The sequence below is a fragment of the Enterococcus sp. BSD2780061688st2 D3 genome (assembly GCF_005844145.1).
GTDB lineage: Bacteria > Bacillota > Bacilli > Lactobacillales > Enterococcaceae > Enterococcus_B > Enterococcus_B durans.
Genome location: NZ_SPHN01000021.1, coordinates 1 through 25,877 on the forward strand (window position 1 = coordinate 1; position 25,877 = coordinate 25,877).

Sequence of the window (25,877 nt, forward strand, 5' to 3'; positions counted from 1 at the left end):
AATTCACAAAAATTTGAAAAGCAATTTTCGTGAATTTCTTCTTATTTCTCGGAGTTAAACACTTCTGTCCCAACCTCTATATTTGATCTTTTCTATTTATTTTTTCTTGTTATCGCTTCTTCCAGTATTTCTTCATCTTTTTTGAACCCATTAAAGATCAAGTTTAAAATAATGGCAGTTACACTACTCATGACGATACCGTTTCCTGTAAACATTTGTACTGTTTCAGGCAACTGACTGAATAAGTTCGGCATGATATTGAAACCTAGGCCAAAACCAATCGAAACCGCGGCAATCAAAAGATTTTTATCATTTGTAAAATCAACTTCTAATAACATACGGATTCCTTGGACAGCAACCATACCGAACATAACAAGCATGCCGCCGCCCAATACTGGTTCAGGGATGATCTGTGCCAATGCACCGATTTTAGGAAACAGACCCAATACGATCAAGAAAAAGGCAGAAAAATAAATTGGTTTTCTAGTTTTTATACCTGAAAGTTGAACTAAACCAACATTTTGAGAAAAACCAGTATAAGGAAATGTATTAAAGATCCCACCCAAAATCACAGCTAGACCTTCTGCACGATATCCTTTTTTCAATTCTTCTTCTCCGACTTTTTTGCCTGTAATATCCCCTAATGCAAAGTAAACACCTGTTGATTCAACCATACTGACCATTGAAATGATGATCATCAATAGGATCGACCAAACATCGAAGGTTGGTTTACCAAAGTAAAAAGGTTGTGGAACATGGAATAATGGTGCTTGACCGATCGCACTCAAATCGATCAATCCCATGAACGCTGCCAAAAGACTACCACCAACTAACCCGATCAGGACAGCAATCGAACGAACGAAGCCTTTTCCTAACATTTGAACCCCCACGATCAATAAGATGGTCACAAACGCTAATAACAAATTCGTTTTATCGCCAAAGTTTGAGGCAGCTGAATCCCCGCCACCCATTTTTTCAATAGCAACAGGGATCAATGTTAGCCCAATAACAGTGATAACTGTTCCAGTAACGATCGGCGGAAATAATTTTTTGATTTTAGAAAAGAAACCGGCAATCAAAACAACGAAGATCCCCGAAGCGATGATCGAACCATAGATGGCACCAACACCTTTACTGCTACCAATCAAAATCAAGGGTGCCACTGCTTGGATCGCACATCCCAACACGACTGGCAAGCCAATACCGAAAAAGCGGTTGACAGTCAATTGTAGCAGTGTGGCTAATCCACACATAAAGATATCGATGGAAATAAGATAAGTCATTTGTTCTTGATTAAACCCTAAGCCTGTACCGATCAACAATGGAACAGCTACAGCACCTGCATACATCGCCAGTAAATGTTGTAAGCCTAGGACAGCGGCTTTGCCATTTTGTGTTTCTTTTTCCACGATTATGCGTCCTCCTCAAGAAATTCGACTTGCCCATTGGATAAAGAAGCAATCCGCGCAAGTGAAACAACTCTTAATCCCATCTCTTCCAATAATTGACGACCATCTTGGAAAGATTTTTCGATGACGATGCCAATACCTTCGACTTCAGCTCCAGCCTGACGACATAGTTCGATCAGCCCTTTTGCCGCTTGTCCATTCGCCAAAAAGTCATCAATGATCAATACTTTATCCTCTGCAGATAAAAACTTACGAGAAATAGAGATCGTACTGGTTACTTGTTTCGTAAATGAATAAACCGATGCTGTCAGTAATTCTTCATCCATTGTTAAGCTTTTCGCTTTTCTGGCGAAGATCATCGGTACATTCAACTCTTTTGCCGCAAATAAAGCTGGGGCGATACCAGAAGCTTCGATCGTTACTACTTTTGTGATCCCTTGTTCTTTGAATACTTCTGCAAAACGCTGTCCCATTTGTTCCATCAATACTGGATCGACTTGGTGTGTGACAAAGCTATCAACTTTTAACACTCCTTCACCCAAAACATGTCCATCTTTTTGAATACGTTCAACTAATTCTTTCACTTTATTTGCTCCTTTTTCATTTATTAATACAAAAATAACCACTTTTCATAGAAAAGTCCAATTATTCCTATTTTCCGCTCGGTTCAGCGTGAAAAAAACACCCTTTTACTTAACGATAAGTAAAAAAGGGTGTACAAAACACTCTTTTACTTATAGTCCAGTATTTACGGTACTGGCTAGATACTGTCAACCTTATCATGACGATATATAAGTAGAGGATGATCAGAAAAACAATTATAACCAACTACTAGAACGAAGCATACGCTAGCTCTTACATGATCAAACAATCGTTTTTCTGACTTTTATTATGAAAAATGCCAAAAATAGGCGGATAAATCAAGATAGTTTTTTTCGTAGTCATCCAAGTACTTGAACGACTGTTATGTTTCAAATATTGAAAATAGTCTAACATTTGTTTCTGAAACTGACAACCAAGTTTCATCGTTTTTTTCTAAAATCTAATATTTCTAATTTTGAACGTCGATTTTGTTCGGGTTTTCTTAAAGATCAAACTAAAAAAATAAAGTCAGAAGCAATAAAGACTGTTTATCTCACTCTTTTTTGTTTCCAACTTTATTTAGGAATGTCAAGATTGATCATTTTTTTCGATTTTTCGATATTTTTCCATTTTCCGACTGAATAGCTCACCATTACTTGGCGGAGTGTACGTAATTGCGTTGGCACCTGCTTCTATCGTTTCTCTGATACTTTCTTCAGTAGGCCCTCCTGTAGCTATAATAGGCAGCTTTGGGTATCTTTCTCGAAAATATTTGACTGTTTCAGCAGTTTCTTTTCCTGCACTAATGTTAATGATCGTGATTCCTGCTTCAAGCTTCTCATCGATTTCTGTATATTTCGATGTGACCGTACTGATTACAGGAATATCCACCACTTGGCAGACTTCTTGGACCGTTTCTAATGGCGTTGGACCATTAAGTACTACCCCGAGGGAACCTTGTGCTTCAGCAAACAGACTCATATATGAAGACCGCGCACCTTGAGTAAGACCACCGCCCACACCAGAGAATACTGGGATATCTGCTGCTTCAATAATACTTTTAGTAATTGCTGGATGTGGCGTGAATGGATAGACGGCAATGACCGCATTTGCATTTGTATTTCTGACAATTGCTATGTCTGTGGTAAAGATGATGGAGCGGATCAATTTCCCAAAAATCTTGATTCCACTTGCTTCCATGATTACTTCGGGTACTTTTACGATATCTTTACGTAATTCTGTCATGATCTCCGGAATAAATTGTTCCGCCATAGTGCCACTTCCTTTTCCCTGTTATTGATCGTACTGATCCAGATGATATGTCTCAATGACTTGAATGATCTTTTGTGCATAGGTCGGGTCCGTCGCATACCCTGCATCTTGCAGTGCTTGTGCGGCTTCACGATAATTCGTTGCTGTAACTACTTTCTCGTATAATGCGGGGTTCCAGTCCACGCCATTCACAAAAAGTTGTGTGTGATCATCCATCGATTGCTCCCAAGAATCATATACGCGAAAATCACCTTGGATCGTGATCCATTCTTCATTCACATATTCTTTGGTTTCCAGATTTACTTTTTTTTGATCCCCGTATGCTTTGATCCCAAAAAGGTTGTGGTATTCGCTAGCTAAGGTGCTTTTTCCCCAATTCGATTCAAGGATCGCTTGTCCTAAAATAATGCTAGGCAAGATTCCATAACCATTTTGTAATTCTTTCGCATGCGGAGCAAGCTGATCAATAAACTGTTGATGGCTTTTCGCTTCAGTTTCTTGTGGTTGATCTGAAAAAGGTGTGGACAAACTTCGTAAAGAAAGAACAAAAGCCATCATGATCAATATGCCACCCAAAACAACAGCAATAATACGGACATTTTTACGCTTTTGCTTTTTCCATTTTTTTTTGGCCATCGGATACTCCTATTTTTCTTTCAATTGATCCAAGTACTCTTCCAACGTCAGATCATGCTTCGTGATATATTCCGCACTTTCTTTTCCTACATAACGCAAATGCCATGGCTCATAAGTGATTTTCGTTATATCCTGACGATCTTTTGGATATCGAACGATGAACCCAAACTTCGGCGCATTCTCAGCGATCCATTTCGCACCTGGCTGGTCGCCATAACTTGCGTCTAGCAGTTGAGAAGTATAGTTGTTGTACCAATTGTGATCTACTACATCGACAGCCAGCCCTGTATGATGTTCACTATACCCAGGAACTGTGATCGTCTGTTTTGTGATTTTTGTTGCTTCGTCTTCAGAAACACCTTTACTACTCATCACTTGCTGTACATTTTGGGAAAAGACAGCTTGTTGAGAGGAAACTGAACGATAAGCAGAGACCATCACTAACGGAAAACCCGCTGCTTCAGCTGCTTTCTCAAGTTCCTCGTAATTTGCTTTGATGCGTTTATCGATCATATACCCATTGTCTAAAGCAGTCAATTGTGTTGCTTCATCAATTTCTTGATCGAGCTTATGATCGGGTCCAACAAGAATCAATTCCCAGTCCTCAGCCTTAACATCTGGTAGGTTATTTTTTGTTTTCTTAGTTGAAGTACTTGTCTTCTTTTCATTACTGGATGAAGTTGTTGTCTGAACTTTCTCCGTTGTTTGTTTTTCAGCTTCTACGGCAGTTGATGTATGTTGCTCACTGACTATGACATACCCCATAGCCCCGATCATGATCACGACCGCTGCAAATCCTAATACTTTATTCAATTAAAAAATCCTTTCATTCTTCTTTTGGTTCTTCCTTTTCATGAACGTAAGTTTCTTCTAAATTTTCGTTTACCCAATCCAGGAGTTCCACCTTTTCTCCTTCGATCTGCTTTTGGATATCAGCAGGCAGACGGAAATTCAAGATGTCATCATAACCCCATTCATCATAGTTAATACTTACTTTCAAGTCAAGAAACCGACTGAGATATTGATCATTTTTCAACGGGATCAATTCTACTTTAGCGATCCCTGCTCCTAACCATTTTTGAGCGATCCTCGTTTTGATTTGTTTATATTCTGCTACAGCAGTCGTCCTTTTTTCAGGGAAAATGATCGTCTGACGTAAAATCTTTTGTGTCAGCATCCATTCATAATCTGTAAAGAGATTTTTGACCTTTTGCATGGCTTCAGAAGGAAGATTCTTTTCTCCAGTTTTCCAGCCTTGCCACTGCTCCTCGCTAATCAGTAAATAATCATCTAAAAAATTCTTTTCTGTCTCGAATTGTTCGAGTAATACACTAATAATAAGATCAACGTATACTTGATGCACGATAATCTCCTCCTCTAATTTATTTTACTTAAAATCCCTAAAAAAATCACTACTTCTTTATTCTTTCTTACTAAAGTGTTTTGACTGAAAAAACAAAGAGATATTTGCTATAATCAAGTCAGGAAACACAGAGTGCTAAATGATAAGACTCTCTATTAAATATAACACGAGAAGGAGTTTTGAAGTATGAAAAAGTATCAATGGGGCATTGTCGGTCTAGGTTCGATCGCCCATGAATTTGCCAACAGCTTTGAACAAGAAACGAGCGAATTGGCAGCGGTTGCCTCAAGAACATTAGAAAAAGCAGAAACTTTCGCCAAACGCTACGCTATTCCTAAAGCATATGGCAGTTATGCAGAACTTTTGCATGATGAAGCAATCGATATCATTTATATCGCTGTTCCTAATCGGCAGCATATCGACTATATTTTGCAAGCACTGCATGCAAATAAACACGTCTTGTGCGAAAAAGCAATCACAATGAATAAAGATGAATTAGCGGAAGCCATGAAATTGGCAGAAGAAAAGCAGTTAGTTTTAGCGGAAGCTATGACCATTTTCAATATGCCACTTTATCAGCAATTACGCTCTTTGATCGACTCCCAAAAACTAGGAGCGTTAAAAATGATCCAAGCACCCTTTGGCAGTTACAAAGAACCTGACCCAACCAATCGCTTTTTTAATCCAGAACTTGCTGGCGGAGCTTTGTTAGATATCGGTACCTATGCAGTGTCCTTCGCTCGTTTCTTTTTAAGTTCTCAACCAGAAGTCATCGCATCCAGCATGGTTCCCTTTAAGACTGGCGTCGATGAACAATCTGTCACTCTTTTAAGGAACAAAGAAAATGAAATGGCGACGATCAGTCTTACATTCCAAGCCAAAATGCCGAAAGTTGGGATCGTTGCCTTTGAGAATGGCTACTTAACGATCACCGATTACCCTCGTGCTGATCGTGCAGAAATAACCTATAACGATGGCACCAAGGAATGGATCGAAAGTGGTTATACTGCACAGGCAATGAACTATGAAATTGAAAATATGACTAAAATAATCGCCGGTGAGCGCCCTAACAAATCACTTTTCTTAACGAAAGATGTCATCGCTATCCTCGATGACATGCAAAAACTTTGGGAAAAAGAAAAGTAGGCTCTACCGCACATTAAAAATATGGACCTCCAGTATCAGTAAACCCAACTGTCGCGTATATCGCTTCTGTTCCACATTGGGTACAACAAAAACTGGAGGTTTTCTTTTTTTGCGCGTCTCCTAAAGCTTAGAAACATCAAGCTACATTAGTGATCCACCTAGAAATGTACTGTTTCTCCATCTGTTAGCCAGTGATTTCTCTTCTAAAAACTAACTTGTTGCGAAAATTCTGCTTTTATTTCAATAAAACTCTTAAAAGATTGTAGAAATTGGAATAACTCTGCACGCTCCTCAAATTCTAATCGATCTTTTGGCAATGGCATGTCACGATATAGGTCATATACTGCTTCAATTCGTTCTAGCAACTCTTTCCCATCATTTCTTTCAGAAAAAGTCTCTGCAGTATAGATCAATAAACCATAGATATGTTTGCCATATAAATCTGGGCGTTTGATTCTTTGAAGCGTATCCTGCATATCCCTAATCACATTCACTTGCGCACGTCTCATCGAAAAATAAGTCTCATAATATTGTGTCTGTTTCAACCAAAAGTTTTCTTGGTGTGTTCTGGCATCTGTTTGACTGGTACGAATAAAAACAAGCAATTCTTCACAGGCTTTTTCATTCTCTATCTGCTCACCTGAAAGAAGAAACTGAGCCATATTCTTTAAGATCATGCGAAATCTTTCTTCGATCACCAATTGTTTTTCTTGAAGTCTTCGTTTGGTATTCGGCATGTAGATATTTGCAACCAGGGCAAATAAAACGCCAATTGCCATCAACCCTGCTTCGTTGCCGATCAAGGACCAACTCATATTTTGTTCACTTAAATAGTGTGTACCTAATACTGAATTGACAACGATTCCCTCGGTCAATTTAAAATAAACTGTCACAGGTATGAACAACAATAAAAATAACCCAAAACCTAGAATCGTATATCCTAAAACAGAAAAACTAATAAAAGCAACCAATGTAGCAAGAATAAAGGCCGTGATTCGATAGATGCCTGTGTACAAAGTCGACCGTTTCGTATTCCCAACACTCAATAATGCAATAATCCCTGCTGAGGGCCAAAACAACAAGGAACAGGCATGGGCAACCGCCATCGACAACATACTGCTCAAAACCGTTTTCACTGTTCGTAATCCAATACGCATAAGTCACCTCTTCCTTTTCTTAGGATTATACTAAAAGCAACAACGAAACACTAGCAATCTTCCCGAAAATTAGTTATCCTATTAAAAAGGAGAATAAGGAGATCACCCTATGCAATTTGGTCGTTTTCGCCTCGGTATGCGAACCACAAAAACTGCTTTAGCTGTTTTCTTATGTATTTTGTTTTTTCATGTATCTAATCGCGGCCTTCCTATGATCGCCGCTTTGTCTGCTGTTTTCTCATTAAGACAAGATTTGACTACTACAGTTTCCTTTGGCCGTTCACGAATCATCGGCAATACATTAGGGGGACTCTTAGGGATTTTCTATTTTTTTGTCAAAAACTATTTTCACAATGATTTTCTCGTAGAACTTTTTTTGCTTCCTCTTTTAGTTATCGTTGTCATCGTTGTATCTGACGGAATCGATAATAATTCAGGTATCATTTCCGCCATCTCTACGCTACTTTTGATTTCTTTAAGTATTCCGCAAGGTGAATCTTCCTTGTATGCGATTCAGAGAGTCCTAGATACTTTTATCGGAACATTTATTGCAATCGGAATCAATTTCTTCTTGCGCCCGCCAGAAATCGAGAAGAAAGAAGAATTAGCAGAAGACCTTGTTGAACTAAAAAAAAGAGAAGAACGACTGCGTGAGGATCTAGCAAAGGTCGAGGAACAGATCAAGAAACAAAACAATCATCTTGACCAGTAATACATATAAAAAACTAGTGTCTCCCCATCAGGTATCCCTAAAGATTTCTTTAAAGATAAAGGGAATCTCTGTCAGATAGAGCACTAGTTTTTTCATTATCCGTTTATTCGATGTTATTCTTCTGAGTCTGCTTTTGTATCGTATAGATTGACTTGTTTCATCGTTCCGCGATTGGATAAGTTCTCAATGATGTCTTTGATATCTAACCCAGTCGTTTCTTTTAATGTTTCTTGAGTGGATGATAAAAGATTCGTTGCGTAACTTGTTACTCGATTCGCCCCGCTATTTTCTCCAGTACCGCTACTTGTATCCACTACAGAAATCTTTTCGATATTCCCTAAAGGCTGCGCAGCTTCTCGCATCAATTGTGGCAACATTTCGATCACCATACTCAACACAGCAGCTTCTCCATATTCTTTGAAAGCATCTGCAATTTTTTGTTTTGCTTCGGCTTCTGCCTTTCCTTTGGCTAACGTTGCTTCCGCTTCGGCTTGCCCTGCCAATCGTGTTTGATTTGCTTCGGCTTGTGCTAACGCTTCTACTCGGAACTGTTCAGCTTCCGCTTCTGCTACTTCTCTAGCTTTTTGAGCTTGAGCTTCTTGTTCTTTGGCATAACGGTCTGCATCTGCTCTTTTCTTCACTTCTGAATCATATTGCTTTTCACGGCGGATGATTTCTTTTTCTTCTAATTCGATTTGTTTTTGTCTTTCAACGACTTTCACTTGCATTTCTTGTTCAATAACTTGTTGTTGCGCGCGTGCACTTTCCAAATTATAGGCTTGGTCTGCTTTGGCCTTTGCTATATCTTGTTCTTGTTTGTAAGTAGCAAGTTTCAGTTCTTTTTCTTTCAACGCTTCAGCGATTTCAGTTTGTCGTTGTAATTCAGCAGCTTGTGATTCTTTTTCTGCTTCAGCTTTTTTGATACGCGTTTCTTTAAACGCTTCGGCTTCGGCAATATCTGCATCACGCTTCACTTGAGCAATTCTTGGTTTCCCTAAAGAATCTAAGTATCCGTTTTTGTCTCGTACTTCTTTGATTGTGAAGGAAACGATGATCAGCCCCATTTTTGCTAGATCCACTGAGGCGACTTCTTGAACACTTTGGCTAAATTTATCACGATTTTGATAGATCTCTTCCACAGTCATTGAACCTAAGATCGAACGCAGATGTCCTTCTAATACTTCTCGTGCTTCATTTTCTAGTTCTTCTTTTGTTTTGCCTAAAAACTGTTCAGCAGCAGTAGCGATTTCTTCTACGGATGAACCGATTTTGATGATCGAAGTCCCATCACACATCACAGGGACCCCTTGTTCCGTGTAGACTTCTGGCGTGGATACATCCAGTTTACTAGAAAGCAAACTGATGCGGTTCGAACGCTGAAACACAGGTAAAACAAACGCTCCTCCGCCTCGTACGATCTTGATCTTATTGTTGCTGTCATCGGTATGGACATTTTTACTTCCTAAGTAACTACCGCTGATGATCAGCGCTTCATCTGGTTTAGCTGTTTGGTATTTTGCGACAAAAACAATCAACAACATCAATAACACTAACACTGCAACACCTATTACTACAAAAATCTCTGGTACTATCATCCAATACACTTCCTTTACATTTTTAACATCTCTTCATAAGGTGTGACGTAACAGACCCTATCTTTCACTTCAATAATAAGTACTCGTTCGCCACGTTCAGCAGGTGAATCTTGTGGTGCATAAAAACAGGCAGGTCGGCTGATCGAACCAGTGACACTTTTTAGTCTGATCTCACCCATTCCTTTTACCGGTATCGGTGTGACCACCTCAGCCATTTGCCCTTCTAATGTCTTTTCGGACGCAGATAAGGTCGATTCAGCGTTCTTCATCGGCATCAGCACGTAAAAATTAAGCAAAAAAACTAAAGCGGTTGCAATAACGCCACTAATAATAAGTATCAGTACGGAATGCAACGGTGTTAAACGTTCTCCTAAAAAACCAAACAAACTAGTAAACGTCAACCAAGGAACGATAAGCATCGGGTCGATCGGCCCATCAAAATCAAATACATCTCCAAAAACGACTAGAATGATTGCTATTCCAGCGCACACCAATAAGGTATACCAATAGATAACTTCTAGTGACACTCCCCCTATCATTTTCTCGCCTCCTTCATCTTCTACGTCTATCATACCAATAGAAGAATTTCCTGTATAGCTTCTTTCGCAAATAACATCGATTTATTTGTTCTTCGTGTTCTTCTTTGCCTGCATTTGATTATCGTTTATACTAATAATCGAGGTGAAAAAATGAAAAACTTAACTAAACTGTGGGGAACATTGGTCACCCTACTGATCGTTGGCGCAGCCAGCTGGTATGGACTTGATCCATCCGCTCATGATACTTCGCAAAATCAAGTATCTGAGAATACGAAAATCACGGATAGTTCAATTGGACACCGAAGTTCTGGATTACCCACTAAAGCAGACTTAAAACCCGTGGGAACCAACAGTGGGCCTCAAGAATCAGGTCCTGCCACTTTTACCAACAGCGAGCTAAAGGATACGTCAGAAGGCTGGATCAGCTACGATCCGCTTGATCATTTGAAACGACCAACTGGCGCAGAAGCTTTATTGAAAAAGGCAATGATCAATACTGGAACCAGTGCTAATCGAAAAATACGCCCACCTGGTTTCATCTCTGGTCCAAAATACGATCATTCCCGTGGTCATTTGATAGCAAAACAATTTGGTGGTAGCGGTGATGACCCTAAAAATCTGGTCACTTTATATCAGTATCCTGTAAATGATCCATATATGAACTATTATGAATTAAAAATTCGTCATGCTTTGAATAAAGGGGAAACGATCCGCTACCGTGTGATTCCTCAATATTCAGGACAAGAATTGATCCCAGAAATCATCATTTTAGAGGCAAAAGGACTGGCACCTAACACAACGATCGATTTCAAAGTAGTTATCCCAAATAAAAAGTAGGTGTTTATTCTGTTTGAGCAGTTATCCAAAAAAAAATATTCCCTTGAAGAGACACTCGAATGGTTAAGAAAAAAACAAATCGATGCTTTCGAAGAATTAGTGTTCTTTCCCCCACTACCGCATTTAAAAAATAGTATCTTTTCAACAATGGCTGACCAATCTTCTGATACCCTATTTTTCGAGCAACTATTCACTAACTATCGGTTGGTGGCTCGAACGATCGATGGCGATCATTTATTTGCGAATGAAGAACAAGTATTGTTGCTTCCACGTTCTCATTTTCCAGATGAGATTCTTCATTTTCATGCTAGTTTCGCCCATCTACTAATTAAATACGCAAACTCTACTCAATCGATCACTTATTTTTTCTCTAAATAAAATCATTTGATCGATTGGTCAGTTCAAAGGAGCACTACTTCAAATAAACCAAATAGAGCGTGGGACAAATCTAAAAATCAGGTTTGCTACAGACTCGCGAATAAACGGCGTCCAAAAATCAAGTTTTTCGGAAATTTCAAAAAAAAAACGAACAATACAAAAAACGTATTGTTCGTTTTTTTTTCAATTTCTCAAACCTGAACGACTTTTGTCTCGACCTCTATTGTATTTACTCGATTCATCCTTGTAATGAATGGATACGACCATACTAAAAAAACAGGTTTTTACTTTGTGGAATCTTTTTTGGGATACGATACCATTTCCAAATCAGCTATTCTTAGTGTCGTTCAGGCGGGTCCTCACAATCGCCAACTTCTTTCTACTATGTTTTTTAATGCGGAAAAGCGTCATTTAAATTTCTCAAATCAGCAATATCGATATCCCGCAAATCATACCCATCATGGAACAATCTTTGCCCTGTAACAGAAACACAAGGAATCGTCCTTCCTTCAAACACGCTATCCGTAAACCAGTCCGCCTGCAACTCAAACCAACCACCCTCTGGATTCGCCTGTTTCATCTCTCCATCTTCAGCAATGATAAATGGGTGGATATCGATAGTTCCATGTATCGGATGATGTAGTTCGACACGGCTTGGGCGCTGATCCATAGTGATTCGATAACCCATACTCTCTAGTTTTTTTATCAAAAATCCCTCAAAAGCTGCATCAAAATCAATATCAACATCTCTATGTTTCCTTGTTTGCTTGCCAATGAGGACATCGATACCCCAGCCACCTTCTACCCAATAGCGGATTTTCAAGTTGTTCATCAGATCGATGATTTTAAGGAAACTCTCTATGTCTACCGTACTTTTTTTATTATTATTGGATTCCATTGCATCCCTTTCTTTCTACATCAAATCTAGTTCTTCTTTCGTTACATCTTTCCTTTTTATTTGATAACCTGACCCAAAAATATATAAAAATTCTCTTATCTGTTGAAAAAATCATTTTTCCTCTTCGATGATCAGCATGCCCTGATCATCAAACTTCCAGTTAGGTCCATACGCAACTTCCCAATAGTAGCCATCAAGATCTTGAAAGTAGCCACTGTAGCCGCCCCAAGATACTTTTTCTGGCTGTTTTACCAGTGTACCGCCATGTTTTATCACAGTTTTCAAAAAAGCGTCAACCTCGTCTTCAGATTTCATGTTGATTGCCAAAGTTATTCCACTAAATCCACTATTCGTGATAGTGGGTGGGTTGTCCGCATTTATATCCCTAGCCAGACTATCGATCGAATACAGTTCCAATTTAGTTCCTTGCGCATCAAAAAAGACAATCGGTGGATTGTTATCCTTCTCGAATGTTCTGAAACCGATGTTTTTATAAAAAGCCAGCGCTTTCTGCATATTACTAACACCAAGACAAATAATGTTGATCCTGTTCATCTTATCCCTCCGTCATTAATCTATTTTTTACCTTCTATGGATATTTCGAAGCCTTACTTTATTGTCCTCTTCAAAAATGTGTATTCCCCTTAGAAAAGCTTCCATCTAAGGAACTCATCTCTTTGATATGATACCCCTTACATTTTTTGCAAATAAGCAAGTATCCTTTTAGAAAAGGATACCATTTAACCATCCGTTGTTCAAAAATTTAGCTAGTCGAGTCTGACATTACGCTAAGCTGAACTTTTTCATCCAAAAAAAGACAATACCCTTCTGAAATAGAAAAGGTATTGTCTGAAATACAGTAAAACACCGAGCAAGTTGATTAACTCTGTAAATTCAGTTCCATTAGAATTCGAAACCAAGGAAATTTTTTTAACAAAAGAAACAGTAAACTTCACCGTTGTTTTCAATTACTTTTTAATGCTCAAACGATATTTTTTCAAACGTTTAAACAACCCGCCCCTCACAGTTAACGAGAGTATTTTTTGATCGTAAGCTAATCGATGACAATGGAATCTGTTTCTTATCTTACTATCAGATTAGCGCCATTTGATTCAATCAATTCCTTGTACCAATAGAAACTATCTTTCTTGTAACGCTTCAATGTCCCAGTACCATCATCATATTTGTCAACGAAAATCAAGCCATAGCGTTTCTTCATTTCACCTGTAGAGGCACTAACGATGTCCACTGCACTCCAAATCGTATAGCCAAATAAATCGACCCCGTCCTCTAATGCTTTCTCCATTTCAATAATGTGCTTTTGCAGATAATCGATGCGATACTGATCGTGGACCGTGCCTTCTGACGTGAGTTCTTCAGACACTCCAATCCCATTTTCAACAATCATCATCGGCAAGTGGTAGCGATCATAGATATCATTGAGTGCAATGCGTAAGCCCACTGGATCAATCATGGCATTCCATTCTGTTTGTTCGAGATAAGGATTGTTTACACCAGAGCCGCCGATCATGCTGTGTCCATTTTTTTCTACTTCGTCATCCGCGGAGACGCATAAGGTCAAGTAATAACTAAATGTATAGTAATCTACCGTTCCTTCCGCAAGTATCGCAGCATCTTCTTCAGCAAATGTGATGTCAATTCCATGTTCTGCAAAGTAGTTTTTTGCATAATACGGATATTTCCCAGTTACTTGAACATCTCCACAGAATTTTGAATGCATGTTTTCTTCTTGTTTAGCCAATAGGACGTCGTTTGGATGACAGGTATATGGATATCTTGGCATATAGGAAATCATACAGCCCATATGGAAATGCGGATATTTTTCCCGTGCTAACTTTACCACTTTCGCACTGGCGACAAATTGATGATGTAATGCCTGATATCGCATTTGTGGATCATCGGGTTGTTCAATGAAGGGAGACTCTCCAACCTGCAGACCAAGAGAAAGAAAATTGCCAATCGTTAATGTCGCTGTGTTTATTTCATTGAAAGTGATCCAATAGTTGACCTTGTCTTGATAGCGATCAAAAATTGTCGCAGCGTAGTGTTCATATAGATCGATTACTTCTCGACTAGCCCATCCATTGTATTGTTCACTTAAATACGCAGGGACATCAAAATGAGCAATCGTTACTACAGGTTCAATCCCGTATTTTTTACATTCGTCAAACACCTGATCATAAAATTGCAGTCCAGCTTCATTGGGCTCTTGATCCATCCCTTTTGGAAAAATCCGCGTCCAGTTGATCGATAGACGAAAGGCTTTAAAACCCGCTTCTGCAAACAAGGCAATATCTTCTTTATAATGATGGTAAAAATCCGTTGCTTCATGACTAGGATAGAGTAGCTCTTCTTTTACAGTCGTCGTAATTTGGCGTGAAGCAGTATGACTTCCTCCGCTGATAAGGTCCGCACAGGCCAAGCCTTTTCCGCCTTCGTTATATCCGCCTTCATATTGGTTGGCAGCAGATGCACCGCCCCATAAAAAATTTGTTGGAAAACTCATTTATCTTTTCCCGCCTTTCTTAAAATACTGCCAAAAATTGATCATTGGCGCTTACTTGTTTACTATCCGTCGCTGGTATGACATCCAAATAATCTGATGTATTCGTTACTGTGATCATCACAGTATCCTCATAACCTGCATCTTCGATCTTTTGTGAATCAAAACGCAGCAGTTTCTGACCAGAGTGAATGTGATCGCCTTCATTGACCTCTCGAACAAAAGATTCTCCCTGCATGTTCACAGTGTCGATACCAATATGAATCAACAGTTCAACTCCAGAATCACTAGTCAGACCAATGGCATGATTTCCAGGAAAGACTGCGGATACTGTTCCTGAAAAAGGAGCTACGATTGTATTGTCTGTCGGTTTGATTGCTAACCCTTTCCCTAAGGCTAAGGAAGAAAAGGCTTGATCGTTCGTTTCACTCAAAGGAATCACAGTACCTGATAAAGGTGCTTCAATCATCGTTTCTGTCGCCACCTGTTTTAAAGGTTCCGCTTTTGTTTCTTTTTTTTCAGCAGTTTGATCACTTGGTATATTCGCATTTGGAAAATCAGCATCTTTCACCATGATCCAAGTATAACCAAAGGCAATAACAAACGTGATCAACGAACCAATCACCGCATGTAAAACATTGCTGTAAGATGGCAAGGCAACAAAAGAGGCAATGATGACGGTAGTATTGATATTCATCAATCCGAAATACAGACCCCCAGCTGCTCCACCTAAAATCATACCGATAATCGGTTTCTTCAACCGCAACGTCACACCATATAAGGCTGGTTCAGACACACCCATCAAAGCTGTGATTGCAGAAGAAAAGCTCAATTGTTTGAATTCAGTATCCTTCGCCTTGATTCCAGCAGCCAAACAAATCGCTGTTTCAGCTGCTAACCCCAAAAGCATTCCTGGTACAATCAAATTGTCGTAGCCATAAGTAGCTAAAGAGGTTAATAAAATTGGTGTCAATGTCGTATGCATTCCTGTCATCACAAGCAATTGTGCAAAGGCTCCCATAAACAAGACTGCCAATGGTCCAAAATTATTTGTTAAGTAGTTTAAGAATTCTGCTACGTAGTTTCCAATCATCACACCTAACGGGCCTAAAAGCAATAAAGCAAAAGGCGTGATCACAATCACTGAGATCAGCGGACGCAGGATAAACTTTACACTGTTGGGTAAAATTTTATCTGCAAATTTGTATACATAGGACATCAACCAAACACTTAATAGTACTGGAAGTACTGATGCGTTATAACTGACATTTGGAATCGCAAAGCCTAATAGAGAGATTCCGCCCTTTTGACTGATCAATTCAGTCAACCCCGGCATCACAAAAATAGCACCAATAAAGCTACCCAAAAATGGATCGATTTTCAATCGTTTGGCAACTGAGTTACCTAAAAATACCGGAATAAAGAAGAATGCTGCTTGAGAAACTTGATAAAGCACAAGGTATGTGTCATCTGTTTTTGCTAATAAACCGGAAAGCTGTAATAAAGACAATAATACTTGTAGCATCCCACCAGCTGCTACAATTGCGATCATTGGTGTAAAGCATCCGGCAATAAAATCTAACAACCGTGAAATAACTGATTGCTGTTTTTCAGCTGTTTCTTCAGCTGTTCCCGTCCCTGGTAATTGTGCATATACACTGGAAACATCTGGTCCGATAATTACTTGGAATTGTCCATTTCCTTCGACTAATCCAGTTACACCTCGTAATTGTTTGATCCCTTCTGCATCCGCTTTTTTGCTATCGGCTAATGTAAACCGTAAACGTGTAGCACAATGTGTAACATGTTGAATATTTTTTGCCCCACCAACTTTTTCATAAATGTCAGCAGCTAATTGTTTGTAGTCCATAACTTTACCTCTTTTCAATTTGTTCTGTCAGTTTTTGGATGTGCAAGGTTAAATAAATTTCTTCATTCTCAGAAATAGTTATGTTATAAGTATTTTTAATATAGATTTTGATTTTCCCAACACAGTGAAACGCTTTAGGATACATTTTTTCTACTTGCTCGAATAAATCCGTCTGCTCATAGCTAGGCATGGTATGATTGATCACATTTTGAGCAAAATAATGTAGATGTGTGACAAATCGTGAAAAATGAAAGCTGTTTTCGTCAAAGCTTTGAGTGTATTCATAGCGAACGATAGTCAAGACATCTTCAATAAATTTTGTGATTTTATTGGTAACAGTCATGTCTCTTTTCGTCGATTGAATATTTACAAAATGCAAGGCAATTGAAATAGCTTCTTCGGTTGGAATTTCCAAATCAAGTTCTCGTTCCAGTAATTGCACTGCGTACACCCCGATTGCATACTCGTCAGGATAAAAACGCCGAACCTCATATTGTAGCGGACTTTTGAAGACCATATTCTCCCTCAGACGTCTCACTGTAAAATCAATATGGTCCAGAAGAGTCAAATAAATATAGTCGTTCACTCTTAAGTGATAATTCTGTTTAGCGTACTCAACGATTTGAGTAACTAACTTTACATATTTGGGATCACACTTGCTTAATTGATAGCTAAAATGTTCCAGCATCGCGTGGGTATCCAAGACAAAAATCTTTTCAAAATCGCTCTCCTCCACATCATCTCCTGTTTTTTTCTTGAAGCTGATGCCTGTAGAAAATCCGATGATTTCATTACTACCCTTTTTTAATAACACCACATTATTATTTAAAAACTTTTTGATTTTCATGTTTTCCTCCATTTTTAGGCACTAAAAAACCTCATACTCCACCCATCGGGTACAAGTATGAGGTTTGCCTTCTGACAGTAACACGCCTCAAGGTTACAGCACGTCTGCAACCGTTCTCTATTTATAGGATTATAATAGCACAGATAAAAAGTGTGTCAACCCTTTTTTGATACGCCACTATTAACCGTACCAAAGAAAGCAAGAACGATTTCATTTTTTGTTGAAAAATATCACTAACGTCAAACATCTACCAACTGAGATCTTACAGAAAGACCCTTTTCTCCATAAGTGAATCAGTTTCACCACTTTGTGTCATTTAAGTTAGAGATACTGATCGATAAAATACCAAGCTTTTTGCAAGATGGATATTTTCTTAAATGAAATCATTCCAATTAACTTTGTTTGTGTATCTTTCTACTTCTAAAATCTCATTTTCGGAACCAACCAAAGAAATAGAAACAATGTGAGGTTGGGACAGAAGTGTTTAACTCCGAGAAATAAGAAGAAATTCACGAAAATTGCTTTTCAAATTTTTGTGAATTTCGGCTTATTTCCGAAGGAGTTGCTTCTGCCCCACCGTTTATTCGGAGTTAGAGTCTGTGGCAAAACTGATTTTTAGTTTTGTCCCACACTCATATTTTTTATTTATAGTCCTTGAATTGAAGTCTACTTTATTTCTCCAATCGGTTATGCTCTACTTTATTTTGCTGTTAACTGCTCCATTCACGCTTAAGCAATAGGAATTTAAGCGTGGAAACGTTCTACACCATCTAAATATGTGGCATCTAACGTCATATCAGGATTCAATACGATAAAGTCAGCATCGCGTCCTTTAGCAATTTTTCCACAAGTATCATCGATCTTACAGCTGATAGCTGGAACTAAGCTTGCCATCATCACTGCTTGTTCTGGTGTAGCTAATCCCCAGTCAACGACATTTTTGATTGCTTCTTTTAATTTTAAGATACTTCCGGCAAGATTACCAGACTCTAAACGTGCTGTCCCTTCTTTTACTACTACAGGAAATTCGCCTAGATTGTAGTTTCCATCTGGCATCCCACCAGCCATCATACAGTCAGTGATCAATGCCACATGGTCATGGCCAGCTTTTTCCATTAGGATTTGTGCAGCATTTGGATGGACATGATGCCCGTCACAAATCAATTCTGAGAAAACATGTTCAAGTGACAATAATGCCCCAACCATACCAGGTTCACGATGATTCAACCCACGCATACCGTTATAAGCATGAACAAAGACACTTGCACCAGCTTCAACTGCTTTTTGTGCTTCGTCAAGCGTTGCATTACTGTGACCTAAAGAAACAACCACGCCTTCTTCAGTTACTTGTTTAACAAACTCTTCTACACCATTACGTTCTGGAGCTAATGCGATCTTTTTGATCAAACCGCCAGAAGCTTCTTGCCATTCATGGAAAGTATTCAAATCTGGGTCACCAAAGTAACTTGGATTTTGCGCACCCTTATGTTCCTCTGTAAAGAAAGGTCCTTCAAAATAAATACCTTTGATTTTTGCTCCTGGAGCTTCTTGATACATCTTACCGATTGTTTCCGCAACGTCACGTAAGCGTTCTTTGCTTGATGTTAACGTTGTTGGCAAGAATGATGTAACACCACAAGACAACAGGCCTTCAGACATCGCTTTCACGCCTTCTGCATCGTTATCCATCACATCATGGTTCATATAACCATGGATATGTGTATCCACTAAACCCGGTGCGATCCATTTTCCGCTTTGGTCGATGATATTGACTTCTCCCTCTGGTGTTTTTTGAGAATAATCTCCAAAAAGTCCATCAGTGATTTCAAGATAACCTGCATTTTTGACACCAGATGCCAAAAAGAATTTGTCTGCATAGATAAATGTTCTCATTCTACTCTCTCCTTTGATTTGCTACCTTTAAGGTACTCTTATTTCAGAGAGAAGTCAAGAATGGTCTAAACCATTTATAAACTTTTTGAGATTTTTTTCACCGCTTGCGCTAATTCCTCATAGAACAACGCCTTATTTATTTCTCCTTTGTTTTTAAAAATCAAACTTTTCAAAATAAATAGATCGTTCAAGTAGTAATAGCTGTTCTTTTCTTGCGCCCATCTGATTCCCTGATTCACCTGTTCTAAGGCAGCCTCGATTTCTCCTTGATGCAATAAAAAGCTTCCATAGTTATAAAAAATCTGCGTAAATTCGCTCTTTGTTCGATCCTGGATCGATTCATGGAATAATTGGATGCTGCGGCTCAGATAATACCTTGCTTCACCACTTTTTCCAGCTACACCGTAAATTTTTCCAATGCAACTGATCAATTGGATCTCTACATCTGACACTTGGATACGATCTTTTTGGCTTGAATAAGTTAACGCTTCTTTTAAATAACTAAGTGCTTGAGTAATATTTTTTCGAAGAGTAAACTCACACACACCTAAATAATAGTAATATTTCTGATAATCTGCTGCATCATAGAGATTTTCGATCATCGTTGAAGATTTGATCACTTGTTCTAATTTTCGATAATCTCGCTGCTGGAAGTACAAATCTGTTAATTCGAATTGCTTCAAGGCAGAACGAACTTTTCCCTTTGATAAATTCATGACATGATCGATCGTTACCCCTAGTCGTTGGCAGATTTGTGCCATTACAACAACATTTGGCAATTCTTCGTTATTTTCGATTCTGCTCAAAACGCTTTGTGAACAGATATCTTGCGAAAGCATCTTTTGTGTCATTTTTTGTTCTTTTCGAATTTCTTTTATGATTGTACCAAAGGAATCGACTAACGTTTCCATAAGTATCCTCCTCAAAATATGCATATTCGCATTATACAAGTATTTTACTTTACGACTGAAGAAACATCAAGAAAAGACCCATCATAATATTTTAGTCTTCGCTAGTTTCTACTCCTCGCTCTATTAGCCTTCACACCAAAAAGAGCCTAAACCTTTGCGTTTGGCTCTTTTCAGGTAAACACTTTGCTTTGAATTTTATTTTTGTCGATAGGTTGATAAAAATTCACGCATTTTAACAGCGGTTGTTTTTAAATCATCCATTTTTGGTAGATAAACGATTCTAAAGTGGTCAGGTTGAGGCCAATTGAATCCTCCACCGTGAACAAGTAAAATATGGTGTTCATGGAGAAAGTCTAGTACAAATTTTTCATCATCGAAAATATTGAACCGTTTTGTATCGATTTTTGGAAAGATATAAAATGCTGCTTTAGGTTTTACTGCTGAAAGCCCTGGAATATCATTGATTGCATTGTAGATATATTCTCTTTGTTCATAGATTCGACCACCCGGCAGAAGTAATTCATCCACACTCTGGTACCCACCTAATGCGGTCTGGATGATTTGTTGCGAAAGGACATTCGAACAAAGACGCATCGAAGAAAGCATGTTTAGTCCTTCTATATAGCCTTGTACATTTGATTTGTCGCCACTTAACACCATCCAGCCAACGCGAAATCCTGCCACTCGATGTGATTTAGACAACCCATTTAAGGTAACGACAAAAAGATCAGGTGCAAGGGTCGCAATTGGAATATGTTCCCTACCATCCATAACGAGACGATCATAGATCTCATCTGAATAAATGATTAAATTGTTTTGTCTTGCGACTTCTACGATTTCTTCTAAAAGTTCTTTTGGATAGAGCGCCCCAGTCGGATTATTAGGATTGATGATGACGATTGCTTTCGTCCGACTTGTCACTTTCGCTTTGATATCTGCAATATCTGGATACCATTCTGCTTCTTCATCGCAAATATAATGAACTGGATTACCACCTGCCAAAGAAACAGAGGCTGTCCACAAAGGGTAATCTGGCATTGGAACTAAGACTTCATCTCCATTATCCAACAACCCTTGCATACACATAGTGATCAATTCACTGACACCATTCCCAGTATAAATATCGTTGATAGTCACATTAGGGAATTTCTTGACTTGACAATATTGTTGGATTGCCTTTCTTGCCGAAAAGATCCCTTTCGAATCAGAATAACCTTCTGACTCACGGGCGTTCATAATCAGATCACGAATGACTTCATTCGGTGCTTCAAAGCCAAAGGGAGCTGGATTCCCAGTATTTAATTTTAAGATGCTGACCCCTTCTTCTTGCATACGTTCTGCTTCTTCCAGAACCGGGCCACGTACATCGTAACTGACACCTTCTAGTTTATTGGATTTTTCAAATTTTCTCATAACGCTATCCAATCCCTCTTTTCAAAAAAAGTTAGAAATTTCTGATTTTTTATTATTTACATATTTATTCCAATATCATACTCTATTCTTTCCAAATTTGCTATATTTTTCATAAAACCAAAATAAAATTTGTTTTTTATTTAAAATTTTTATTGTCATTTTCTTTGTTTTAGCGATATTTATTCCATAGATTTGCTAACCAATCCATCGCGATGCCAATGATGATTCCAAGTACGATACCAAACATCAAATTTTCGAAAATCATCCCAATTGGAATCCCGATAAGCATCCCCAATAAAGCAAATTCACCATCGTATTTCTTCACGTTTCTACTCCTTTTTCGGCTTGACATCTAACTCATTTCTCGCTATCATTAATTGTTGTTTCTATTATAACGTAGGCATGCTTTTTATTGGTAGGACTATAATTTTTAGATTCACGCAGATGTGTTGGAATTGGCAGACAAGCATGATTGAGGGTCATGTGAGCTAACGCTCGTGTGGGTTCGAGTCCCATCATCTGCATAATAAAAGAGGGCAAGAAAAGTGATCAGCTTTTCTTGCCCTCTTTTTTGTTATAAAAAGTTCATTTTGATTCTTTATTGTTTTCTCATAGGAGGAATACACGTCCCACCAAAAGAGCAACAGTGACTCTCTCAAAGATGTATAAGGAATCTTATAAAAAAACGTAATAGTATTTTCAGTTATCTATCTACTTTCTGATAAATGTTGAATCTTCTTGAGGAATTCCATTTTCATCCGTTATATAGCGTTCTACTTTCATATGCAGATCATATTTTTCTCTCAATTCAGCAATACGGGTCATCATAGGCGAATCATGGTGATGATCAATTGCGTGCTGATCCGTCCAGCTGTCAATCAGAAGGATCGTTTCTTCATCATCCATAGGGAAAAAGTATTCATATTTAAGATTACCCTTTTCTGCACGAATCGCATCGACAGTCCCGGTTGAAATCATTTCTTTTGCAAATCTTTTTGCATTGCCATTTTCGCCACTATAATAGATATTCACAGTAATTGCCATTTCTCCGCCTCCTCACTTCTTATCTGAAATTCCTATAAAACTAAATCCTATGACTGAGCCAGCTGACTCCATAATGAGAACACTTTGTAGCTAGATGGCAACCGTTGCAAAACAGGCACCTCTCACTATTCAGCTTACAGATAGAGTAAAAAATAAAAAACAGACCCAATAAAGTATAAGGTGATATAAATATCTTACCCGCACTTTTTGAGCCTGTCAATTTTCATATGTAATGTATGGAGGCAGTTTTACGACAAATAAAAAAACCACCCCATAAGAGGTGGTTAAAGTTCAACATTATTTTACGATATTTACTGCTTGAGGGCCACGTTGACCTTCTTCAATATCAAAAGTCACTGCTTGACCTTCGTCTAATGTTTTGAAACCTTCGCCTTGGATAGCTGAGAAATGTGCAAATACATCTTGTCCATCTTCACCAGTGATAAATCCAAAACCTTTGTCTGAGTTAAACCATTTTACTGTACCGTTATTCATATATATTTCCTCCTAATACGTATATCATACGTGTTTTGTTGCAATTAATATTACTTAGTAAAAGGAGTTTTTATAGTGTGAATATATCGCTCAGATTACGTTTCAAATTAGATTACTTACTTAATATAGCATGGATATCCAAACAATGCAAGGATTATCTTCTATACACCAACATAAGTTGTTTAATAATACTCAATTAGTACACTCACTGCCATTCAGATACTCAAACATTTGATGATTTATTTTTGTGGCCTTGTGATGTGCTTATATGAAATTGATTGAGTAATTGCCTTGAGCCAATTGACATTTTTTGTTGAAAGTGCTAGAAAAAACAACAAATGTTTGGAAAATTTTACCAAAAATCAACTGTTTGATTAGTCTATATCTATACACTATTATACCAAGGCTACCTAACAAATGATGTGCAGAAATTAAATTAATTATATAAATATCTAGAAAAAAACTGATCTTCAAAATCAATGGGAAAATAATTTTTATTCAGATTTTTTAAATTGAAACTACTTATTGATGAAAAGTTTTAACGGGAACCGAAAATAATAGATACCTTAAATTTTTTAGAGTAAACCCGGAAAGCCAATTTCCACCAAACGTTGAAAATCTGTCAATCCTCTCAAAAGAAAATACAGACACTTGCTCAAAGGAAACCATTTTATAATCGAAACTTCAACAATATACATTTTTCATTAGGACATTGTTTTTATAAACGGGCTACCTTGATTGTAAAATTTAATCGGTTAAATATTTTCTGAATAGATAGGCGGGTGTGCAACTCCATGCATGACAATAGCTATTTACTAATGGGCTACCATATGGGGAATAATTAATATCTTCCGGCATAAAAGCTTCCCAAAAAGTATCTGCACCTAACGAAATCATTTTTCCCCAGTAATCCTTAATTAATTGAATTGCTTCTACTTTCATTCCTGTTTGAAAAAGTGCTTCAGCCACATGATGATACATGTATGGTGTTGCAATTCCTTTAATTGGAAAGAATCGTTGAAGTACCTTTTTAGCTAATTTTTCTTGCTCCTCTTTCTCTAAAACATTTGCCAATATCATCCATATCTGGCTGGCAAGATTGATCTCTTCCCCTGTTCCGCTGACAAAAAAACCCTTATCTTTAGAAAAAAGTTGTTTTTTAGCGGCTTTCTCTAAACGTTGGCACATCATAAGATAAAAATTAAATTCCGGTTCTTTTACTAATCTTGCTAGTTGTAAGAAATCTTTCAACACATAAATTAAAACGGCTTGTGCAGCAGTATTTTTATCCATATCATTAGACCAGTCAATAAAAACTGGCCAATCTTCATTTAATTTGAGCAAAAATTCATCATTTAATAAATCTATGGCTAGATCTATTTGTTTTTTTGCAATTGAATATAAATCATTGACAGTTTTTAAATCATTTGAATATTCGTAGTAATCTTTTAAGCTAGAAATAAAAAATAAACTATAATCAAAAAGAAATGTATCATCAGCGGCTATTCGTCCTTTAGTAAAAATATTTGCACTGACTCTTCCATCTTCAGCAGTTAGCGCTGCAAATAGGTAAAGACAGCGTTTTACTATAGCTGTTTCTCCAAAAGTAAGATAATTAGTTAACGATTGTAAGCGCAAATCTCCTAACCATAATCTTTGATCTCGTTTGGGTCCATCCTCGAAAACTAATTGCATACAATCCCCTAAAGTCTTCAAACTCACTTCATCAATTCGCTTAAGTAAAGAGTCATCTGTTTCAATTGTTTTGACCGTGGCTAAATCGACTGAACTTTCAGCAATTAACTCAGGATGTTCAAAAGTAACTTGCCATTTTGGGGATGTATCTAAAACAGTAATCGCAACGTAACGAAAGCTGTATCTTCGTGGAAAAATAAAGGTGGCAGGAAGAACATCAAAATGAATTTTTTCTTCCGCAATCCATGAACTCGAAAGCCAGCCATCATAATCAGCGGCTTCCATCATCAGCTCCGCAGGGGTTTCTGCAAATCTAATTTTAAAATAAAGGGGAGCATCCATCTGAGAGCCCTTTGTAGATATAGCTAATTTAAAATGTCCTACATAGTGATCACCAAAATCAATAATTAGCTTTTCGCCCTTATTAAAAGAATAATCAGCCAACTTATTTAAGCATAAATCAGCAGCCGACACCTTAACCCCACCCAAGGAGTCTTTATTTGGCTGTACATCCACCAGGCGTTTTGGGTAAATAGTTTTGCTTTTTAGAGTTGGTTTATTATCTTCAGCTGTCAAAATCCATGTCTCGTTTCGATTAAATGTAATTGAATCATTAATTTGAAATGTAAATGTCATTGAATTCTCCTTGTAATTTTTTTGT

At 37.9% G+C, this 25,877-nt stretch carries 25 protein-coding genes, 1 tRNA gene, 1 pseudogene and 1 riboswitch; of the genes and pseudogenes, 5 read left to right on the forward strand and 22 right to left on the reverse strand.

Annotated features, from left to right (window positions below):
• The 7 genes and pseudogenes from FGQ66_RS13115 to FGQ66_RS13145 all read right to left on the reverse strand — a co-directional run.
• Positions 1–73: pseudogene (locus FGQ66_RS13115) on the reverse strand (DUF3788 family protein); the annotation flags it as partial.
• A 19-nt stretch (positions 74–92) separates the two neighbouring features.
• On the reverse strand, positions 93–1,409 hold the full coding sequence (locus FGQ66_RS13120) for a nucleobase:cation symporter-2 family protein (protein WP_005876451.1): 1,317 nt from the start codon (positions 1,407–1,409) through the stop codon (positions 93–95).
• Positions 1,410–1,411: 2 nt separating this feature from the next.
• The gene (locus tag FGQ66_RS13125) at positions 1,412–1,993 is read right to left on the reverse strand and encodes a xanthine phosphoribosyltransferase (RefSeq protein ID WP_005876449.1); all 582 of its coding nucleotides are present in this window, start codon (positions 1,991–1,993) and stop codon (positions 1,412–1,414) included.
• A 133-nt stretch (positions 1,994–2,126) separates the two neighbouring features.
• Positions 2,127–2,224, reverse strand: a riboswitch (purine riboswitch).
• Between the two features lie 355 nt (positions 2,225–2,579).
• A complete protein-coding gene (locus FGQ66_RS13130; RefSeq protein WP_005876447.1) occupies positions 2,580–3,263 on the reverse strand; it encodes a beta/alpha barrel domain-containing protein in 684 nt (227 codons plus the stop codon).
• Between the two features lie 21 nt (positions 3,264–3,284).
• Complete coding sequence (locus FGQ66_RS13135; RefSeq protein ID WP_138302569.1) at positions 3,285–3,899, reverse strand: glycoside hydrolase family 73 protein; 615 nt, start codon at positions 3,897–3,899, stop codon at positions 3,285–3,287.
• 9 nt (positions 3,900–3,908) lie between these two features.
• Entirely contained in the window at positions 3,909–4,712 is an 804-nt protein-coding gene (locus FGQ66_RS13140; RefSeq protein WP_005876442.1) for a M15 family metallopeptidase, read from the reverse strand.
• 13 nt (positions 4,713–4,725) lie between these two features.
• The gene (locus tag FGQ66_RS13145; RefSeq protein ID WP_138302570.1) at positions 4,726–5,262 is read right to left on the reverse strand and encodes a hypothetical protein; all 537 of its coding nucleotides are present in this window, start codon (positions 5,260–5,262) and stop codon (positions 4,726–4,728) included.
• 186 nt (positions 5,263–5,448) lie between these two features.
• Between FGQ66_RS13145 and FGQ66_RS13150 the strand changes: the two genes are divergently transcribed.
• On the forward strand, positions 5,449–6,408 hold the full coding sequence (locus FGQ66_RS13150; protein WP_138302571.1) for a Gfo/Idh/MocA family protein: 960 nt from the start codon (positions 5,449–5,451) through the stop codon (positions 6,406–6,408).
• Positions 6,409–6,611: 203 nt separating this feature from the next.
• Here the strand turns inward: FGQ66_RS13150 and FGQ66_RS13155 are convergent, their stop codons facing one another.
• Positions 6,612–7,565 (reverse strand): aromatic acid exporter family protein, encoded by a 954-nt coding sequence (locus tag FGQ66_RS13155; RefSeq protein ID WP_138302572.1) that lies wholly within the window; start codon positions 7,563–7,565, stop codon positions 6,612–6,614.
• Between the two features lie 109 nt (positions 7,566–7,674).
• On the opposite strand from FGQ66_RS13155, the gene FGQ66_RS13160 reads away from it, so the two are divergent.
• Complete coding sequence (locus FGQ66_RS13160) at positions 7,675–8,277, forward strand: FUSC family protein (RefSeq protein WP_005876434.1); 603 nt, start codon at positions 7,675–7,677, stop codon at positions 8,275–8,277.
• A gap of 113 nt (positions 8,278–8,390) precedes the next feature.
• On the opposite strand, the gene floT is transcribed toward FGQ66_RS13160, so the two are convergent.
• Both floT and FGQ66_RS13170 read right to left on the reverse strand, forming a co-directional pair.
• Entirely contained in the window at positions 8,391–9,872 is a 1,482-nt protein-coding gene (floT, locus tag FGQ66_RS13165) for a flotillin lipid rafts scaffold protein FloT (protein WP_005876432.1), read from the reverse strand.
• Positions 9,873–9,886: 14 nt separating this feature from the next.
• Positions 9,887–10,411, reverse strand: a complete 525-nt coding sequence (locus tag FGQ66_RS13170; RefSeq protein WP_005876431.1) for an NfeD family membrane protein — start codon at positions 10,409–10,411, stop codon at positions 9,887–9,889.
• A gap of 150 nt (positions 10,412–10,561) precedes the next feature.
• Here FGQ66_RS13170 and FGQ66_RS13175 point away from each other — a divergent pair, with 150 nt between their 5' ends.
• The gene (locus FGQ66_RS13175) at positions 10,562–11,248 is read left to right on the forward strand and encodes a DNA/RNA non-specific endonuclease (protein ID WP_081133428.1); all 687 of its coding nucleotides are present in this window, start codon (positions 10,562–10,564) and stop codon (positions 11,246–11,248) included.
• Positions 11,249–11,395: 147 nt separating this feature from the next.
• Positions 11,396–11,626 (forward strand): hypothetical protein, encoded by a 231-nt coding sequence (locus FGQ66_RS15475; RefSeq protein WP_231369446.1) that lies wholly within the window; start codon positions 11,396–11,398, stop codon positions 11,624–11,626.
• Positions 11,627–12,017: 391 nt separating this feature from the next.
• Here the strand turns inward: FGQ66_RS15475 and FGQ66_RS13185 are convergent, their stop codons facing one another.
• From FGQ66_RS13185 to FGQ66_RS15275, 9 genes are all read right to left on the reverse strand, one after another.
• A complete protein-coding gene (locus tag FGQ66_RS13185) occupies positions 12,018–12,524 on the reverse strand; it encodes a nucleotidyltransferase domain-containing protein (RefSeq protein ID WP_138302573.1) in 507 nt (168 codons plus the stop codon).
• 111 nt (positions 12,525–12,635) lie between these two features.
• Entirely contained in the window at positions 12,636–13,079 is a 444-nt protein-coding gene (locus FGQ66_RS13190; protein ID WP_138302574.1) for a VOC family protein, read from the reverse strand.
• Between the two features lie 526 nt (positions 13,080–13,605).
• Positions 13,606–15,051, reverse strand: coding sequence for a glycoside hydrolase family 1 protein (locus FGQ66_RS13195; protein ID WP_138302575.1), 1,446 nt, complete (start codon positions 15,049–15,051; stop codon positions 13,606–13,608).
• 19 nt (positions 15,052–15,070) lie between these two features.
• Entirely contained in the window at positions 15,071–16,918 is a 1,848-nt protein-coding gene (locus FGQ66_RS13200) for a beta-glucoside-specific PTS transporter subunit IIABC (RefSeq protein ID WP_138302576.1), read from the reverse strand.
• Between the two features lie 4 nt (positions 16,919–16,922).
• Entirely contained in the window at positions 16,923–17,765 is an 843-nt protein-coding gene (locus tag FGQ66_RS13205) for a PRD domain-containing protein (RefSeq protein ID WP_081133422.1), read from the reverse strand.
• Between the two features lie 744 nt (positions 17,766–18,509).
• Positions 18,510–19,658 carry an N-acetylglucosamine-6-phosphate deacetylase gene (gene nagA, locus FGQ66_RS13210; protein WP_005876400.1) on the reverse strand — a complete coding sequence of 383 codons (1,149 nt, stop codon included), beginning with the start codon at positions 19,656–19,658 and terminating at the stop codon, positions 18,510–18,512.
• A 74-nt stretch (positions 19,659–19,732) separates the two neighbouring features.
• Complete coding sequence (locus FGQ66_RS13215; RefSeq protein WP_095443815.1) at positions 19,733–20,569, reverse strand: helix-turn-helix domain-containing protein; 837 nt, start codon at positions 20,567–20,569, stop codon at positions 19,733–19,735.
• A 195-nt stretch (positions 20,570–20,764) separates the two neighbouring features.
• The gene (locus FGQ66_RS13220) at positions 20,765–21,982 is read right to left on the reverse strand and encodes a pyridoxal phosphate-dependent aminotransferase (RefSeq protein ID WP_138302577.1); all 1,218 of its coding nucleotides are present in this window, start codon (positions 21,980–21,982) and stop codon (positions 20,765–20,767) included.
• Positions 21,983–22,151: 169 nt separating this feature from the next.
• Complete coding sequence (locus FGQ66_RS15275) at positions 22,152–22,307, reverse strand: hypothetical protein (protein ID WP_005876393.1); 156 nt, start codon at positions 22,305–22,307, stop codon at positions 22,152–22,154.
• 115 nt (positions 22,308–22,422) lie between these two features.
• On the opposite strand from FGQ66_RS15275, the gene FGQ66_RS13225 reads away from it, so the two are divergent.
• Positions 22,423–22,506, forward strand: a tRNA-Leu gene (locus FGQ66_RS13225).
• Between the two features lie 187 nt (positions 22,507–22,693).
• Here FGQ66_RS13225 and FGQ66_RS13230 read toward each other — a convergent pair.
• From FGQ66_RS13230 to FGQ66_RS13240, 3 genes are all read right to left on the reverse strand, one after another.
• Positions 22,694–23,026 (reverse strand): putative quinol monooxygenase, encoded by a 333-nt coding sequence (locus tag FGQ66_RS13230; protein ID WP_138302578.1) that lies wholly within the window; start codon positions 23,024–23,026, stop codon positions 22,694–22,696.
• 297 nt (positions 23,027–23,323) lie between these two features.
• Positions 23,324–23,521 (reverse strand): cold-shock protein, encoded by a 198-nt coding sequence (locus tag FGQ66_RS13235; protein WP_115235530.1) that lies wholly within the window; start codon positions 23,519–23,521, stop codon positions 23,324–23,326.
• A 747-nt stretch (positions 23,522–24,268) separates the two neighbouring features.
• Entirely contained in the window at positions 24,269–25,852 is a 1,584-nt protein-coding gene (locus FGQ66_RS13240; protein WP_138302579.1) for an alpha-L-rhamnosidase-related protein, read from the reverse strand.
• Positions 25,853–25,877: the final 25 nt, after the last annotated feature.

Excerpts from the sequence above, each read along its gene's own strand:
- FGQ66_RS13130 (WP_005876447.1), bottom strand. The coding sequence starts at position 3,263 with ATGGCGGAACAATTTATTCCGGAGATCATGACAGAATTACGTAAAGAT.
- FGQ66_RS13135 (WP_138302569.1), bottom strand. The coding sequence starts at position 3,899 with ATGGCCAAAAAAAAATGGAAAAAGCAAAAGCGTAAAAATGTCCGTATT.
- FGQ66_RS13150 (WP_138302571.1), top strand. The coding sequence starts at position 5,449 with ATGAAAAAGTATCAATGGGGCATTGTCGGTCTAGGTTCGATCGCCCAT.
- FGQ66_RS13155 (WP_138302572.1), bottom strand. The coding sequence starts at position 7,565 with ATGCGTATTGGATTACGAACAGTGAAAACGGTTTTGAGCAGTATGTTG.
- FGQ66_RS13160 (WP_005876434.1), top strand. The coding sequence starts at position 7,675 with ATGCAATTTGGTCGTTTTCGCCTCGGTATGCGAACCACAAAAACTGCT.
- floT (WP_005876432.1), bottom strand. The coding sequence starts at position 9,872 with ATGATAGTACCAGAGATTTTTGTAGTAATAGGTGTTGCAGTGTTAGTG.
- FGQ66_RS13170 (WP_005876431.1), bottom strand. The coding sequence starts at position 10,411 with ATGATAGGGGGAGTGTCACTAGAAGTTATCTATTGGTATACCTTATTG.
- FGQ66_RS13175 (WP_081133428.1), top strand. The coding sequence starts at position 10,562 with ATGAAAAACTTAACTAAACTGTGGGGAACATTGGTCACCCTACTGATC.
- FGQ66_RS15475 (WP_231369446.1), top strand. The coding sequence starts at position 11,396 with ATGGCTGACCAATCTTCTGATACCCTATTTTTCGAGCAACTATTCACT.
- FGQ66_RS13185 (WP_138302573.1), bottom strand. The coding sequence starts at position 12,524 with ATGGAATCCAATAATAATAAAAAAAGTACGGTAGACATAGAGAGTTTC.
- FGQ66_RS13190 (WP_138302574.1), bottom strand. The coding sequence starts at position 13,079 with ATGAACAGGATCAACATTATTTGTCTTGGTGTTAGTAATATGCAGAAA.
- FGQ66_RS13195 (WP_138302575.1), bottom strand. The coding sequence starts at position 15,051 with ATGAGTTTTCCAACAAATTTTTTATGGGGCGGTGCATCTGCTGCCAAC.
- FGQ66_RS13200 (WP_138302576.1), bottom strand. The coding sequence starts at position 16,918 with ATGGACTACAAACAATTAGCTGCTGACATTTATGAAAAAGTTGGTGGG.
- FGQ66_RS13205 (WP_081133422.1), bottom strand. The coding sequence starts at position 17,765 with ATGAAAATCAAAAAGTTTTTAAATAATAATGTGGTGTTATTAAAAAAG.
- nagA (WP_005876400.1), bottom strand. The coding sequence starts at position 19,658 with ATGAGAACATTTATCTATGCAGACAAATTCTTTTTGGCATCTGGTGTC.
- FGQ66_RS13215 (WP_095443815.1), bottom strand. The coding sequence starts at position 20,569 with ATGGAAACGTTAGTCGATTCCTTTGGTACAATCATAAAAGAAATTCGA.
- FGQ66_RS13220 (WP_138302577.1), bottom strand. The coding sequence starts at position 21,982 with ATGAGAAAATTTGAAAAATCCAATAAACTAGAAGGTGTCAGTTACGAT.
- FGQ66_RS13230 (WP_138302578.1), bottom strand. The coding sequence starts at position 23,026 with ATGGCAATTACTGTGAATATCTATTATAGTGGCGAAAATGGCAATGCA.
- FGQ66_RS13235 (WP_115235530.1), bottom strand. The coding sequence starts at position 23,521 with ATGAATAACGGTACAGTAAAATGGTTTAACTCAGACAAAGGTTTTGGA.
- FGQ66_RS13240 (WP_138302579.1), bottom strand. The coding sequence starts at position 25,852 with ATGACATTTACATTTCAAATTAATGATTCAATTACATTTAATCGAAAC.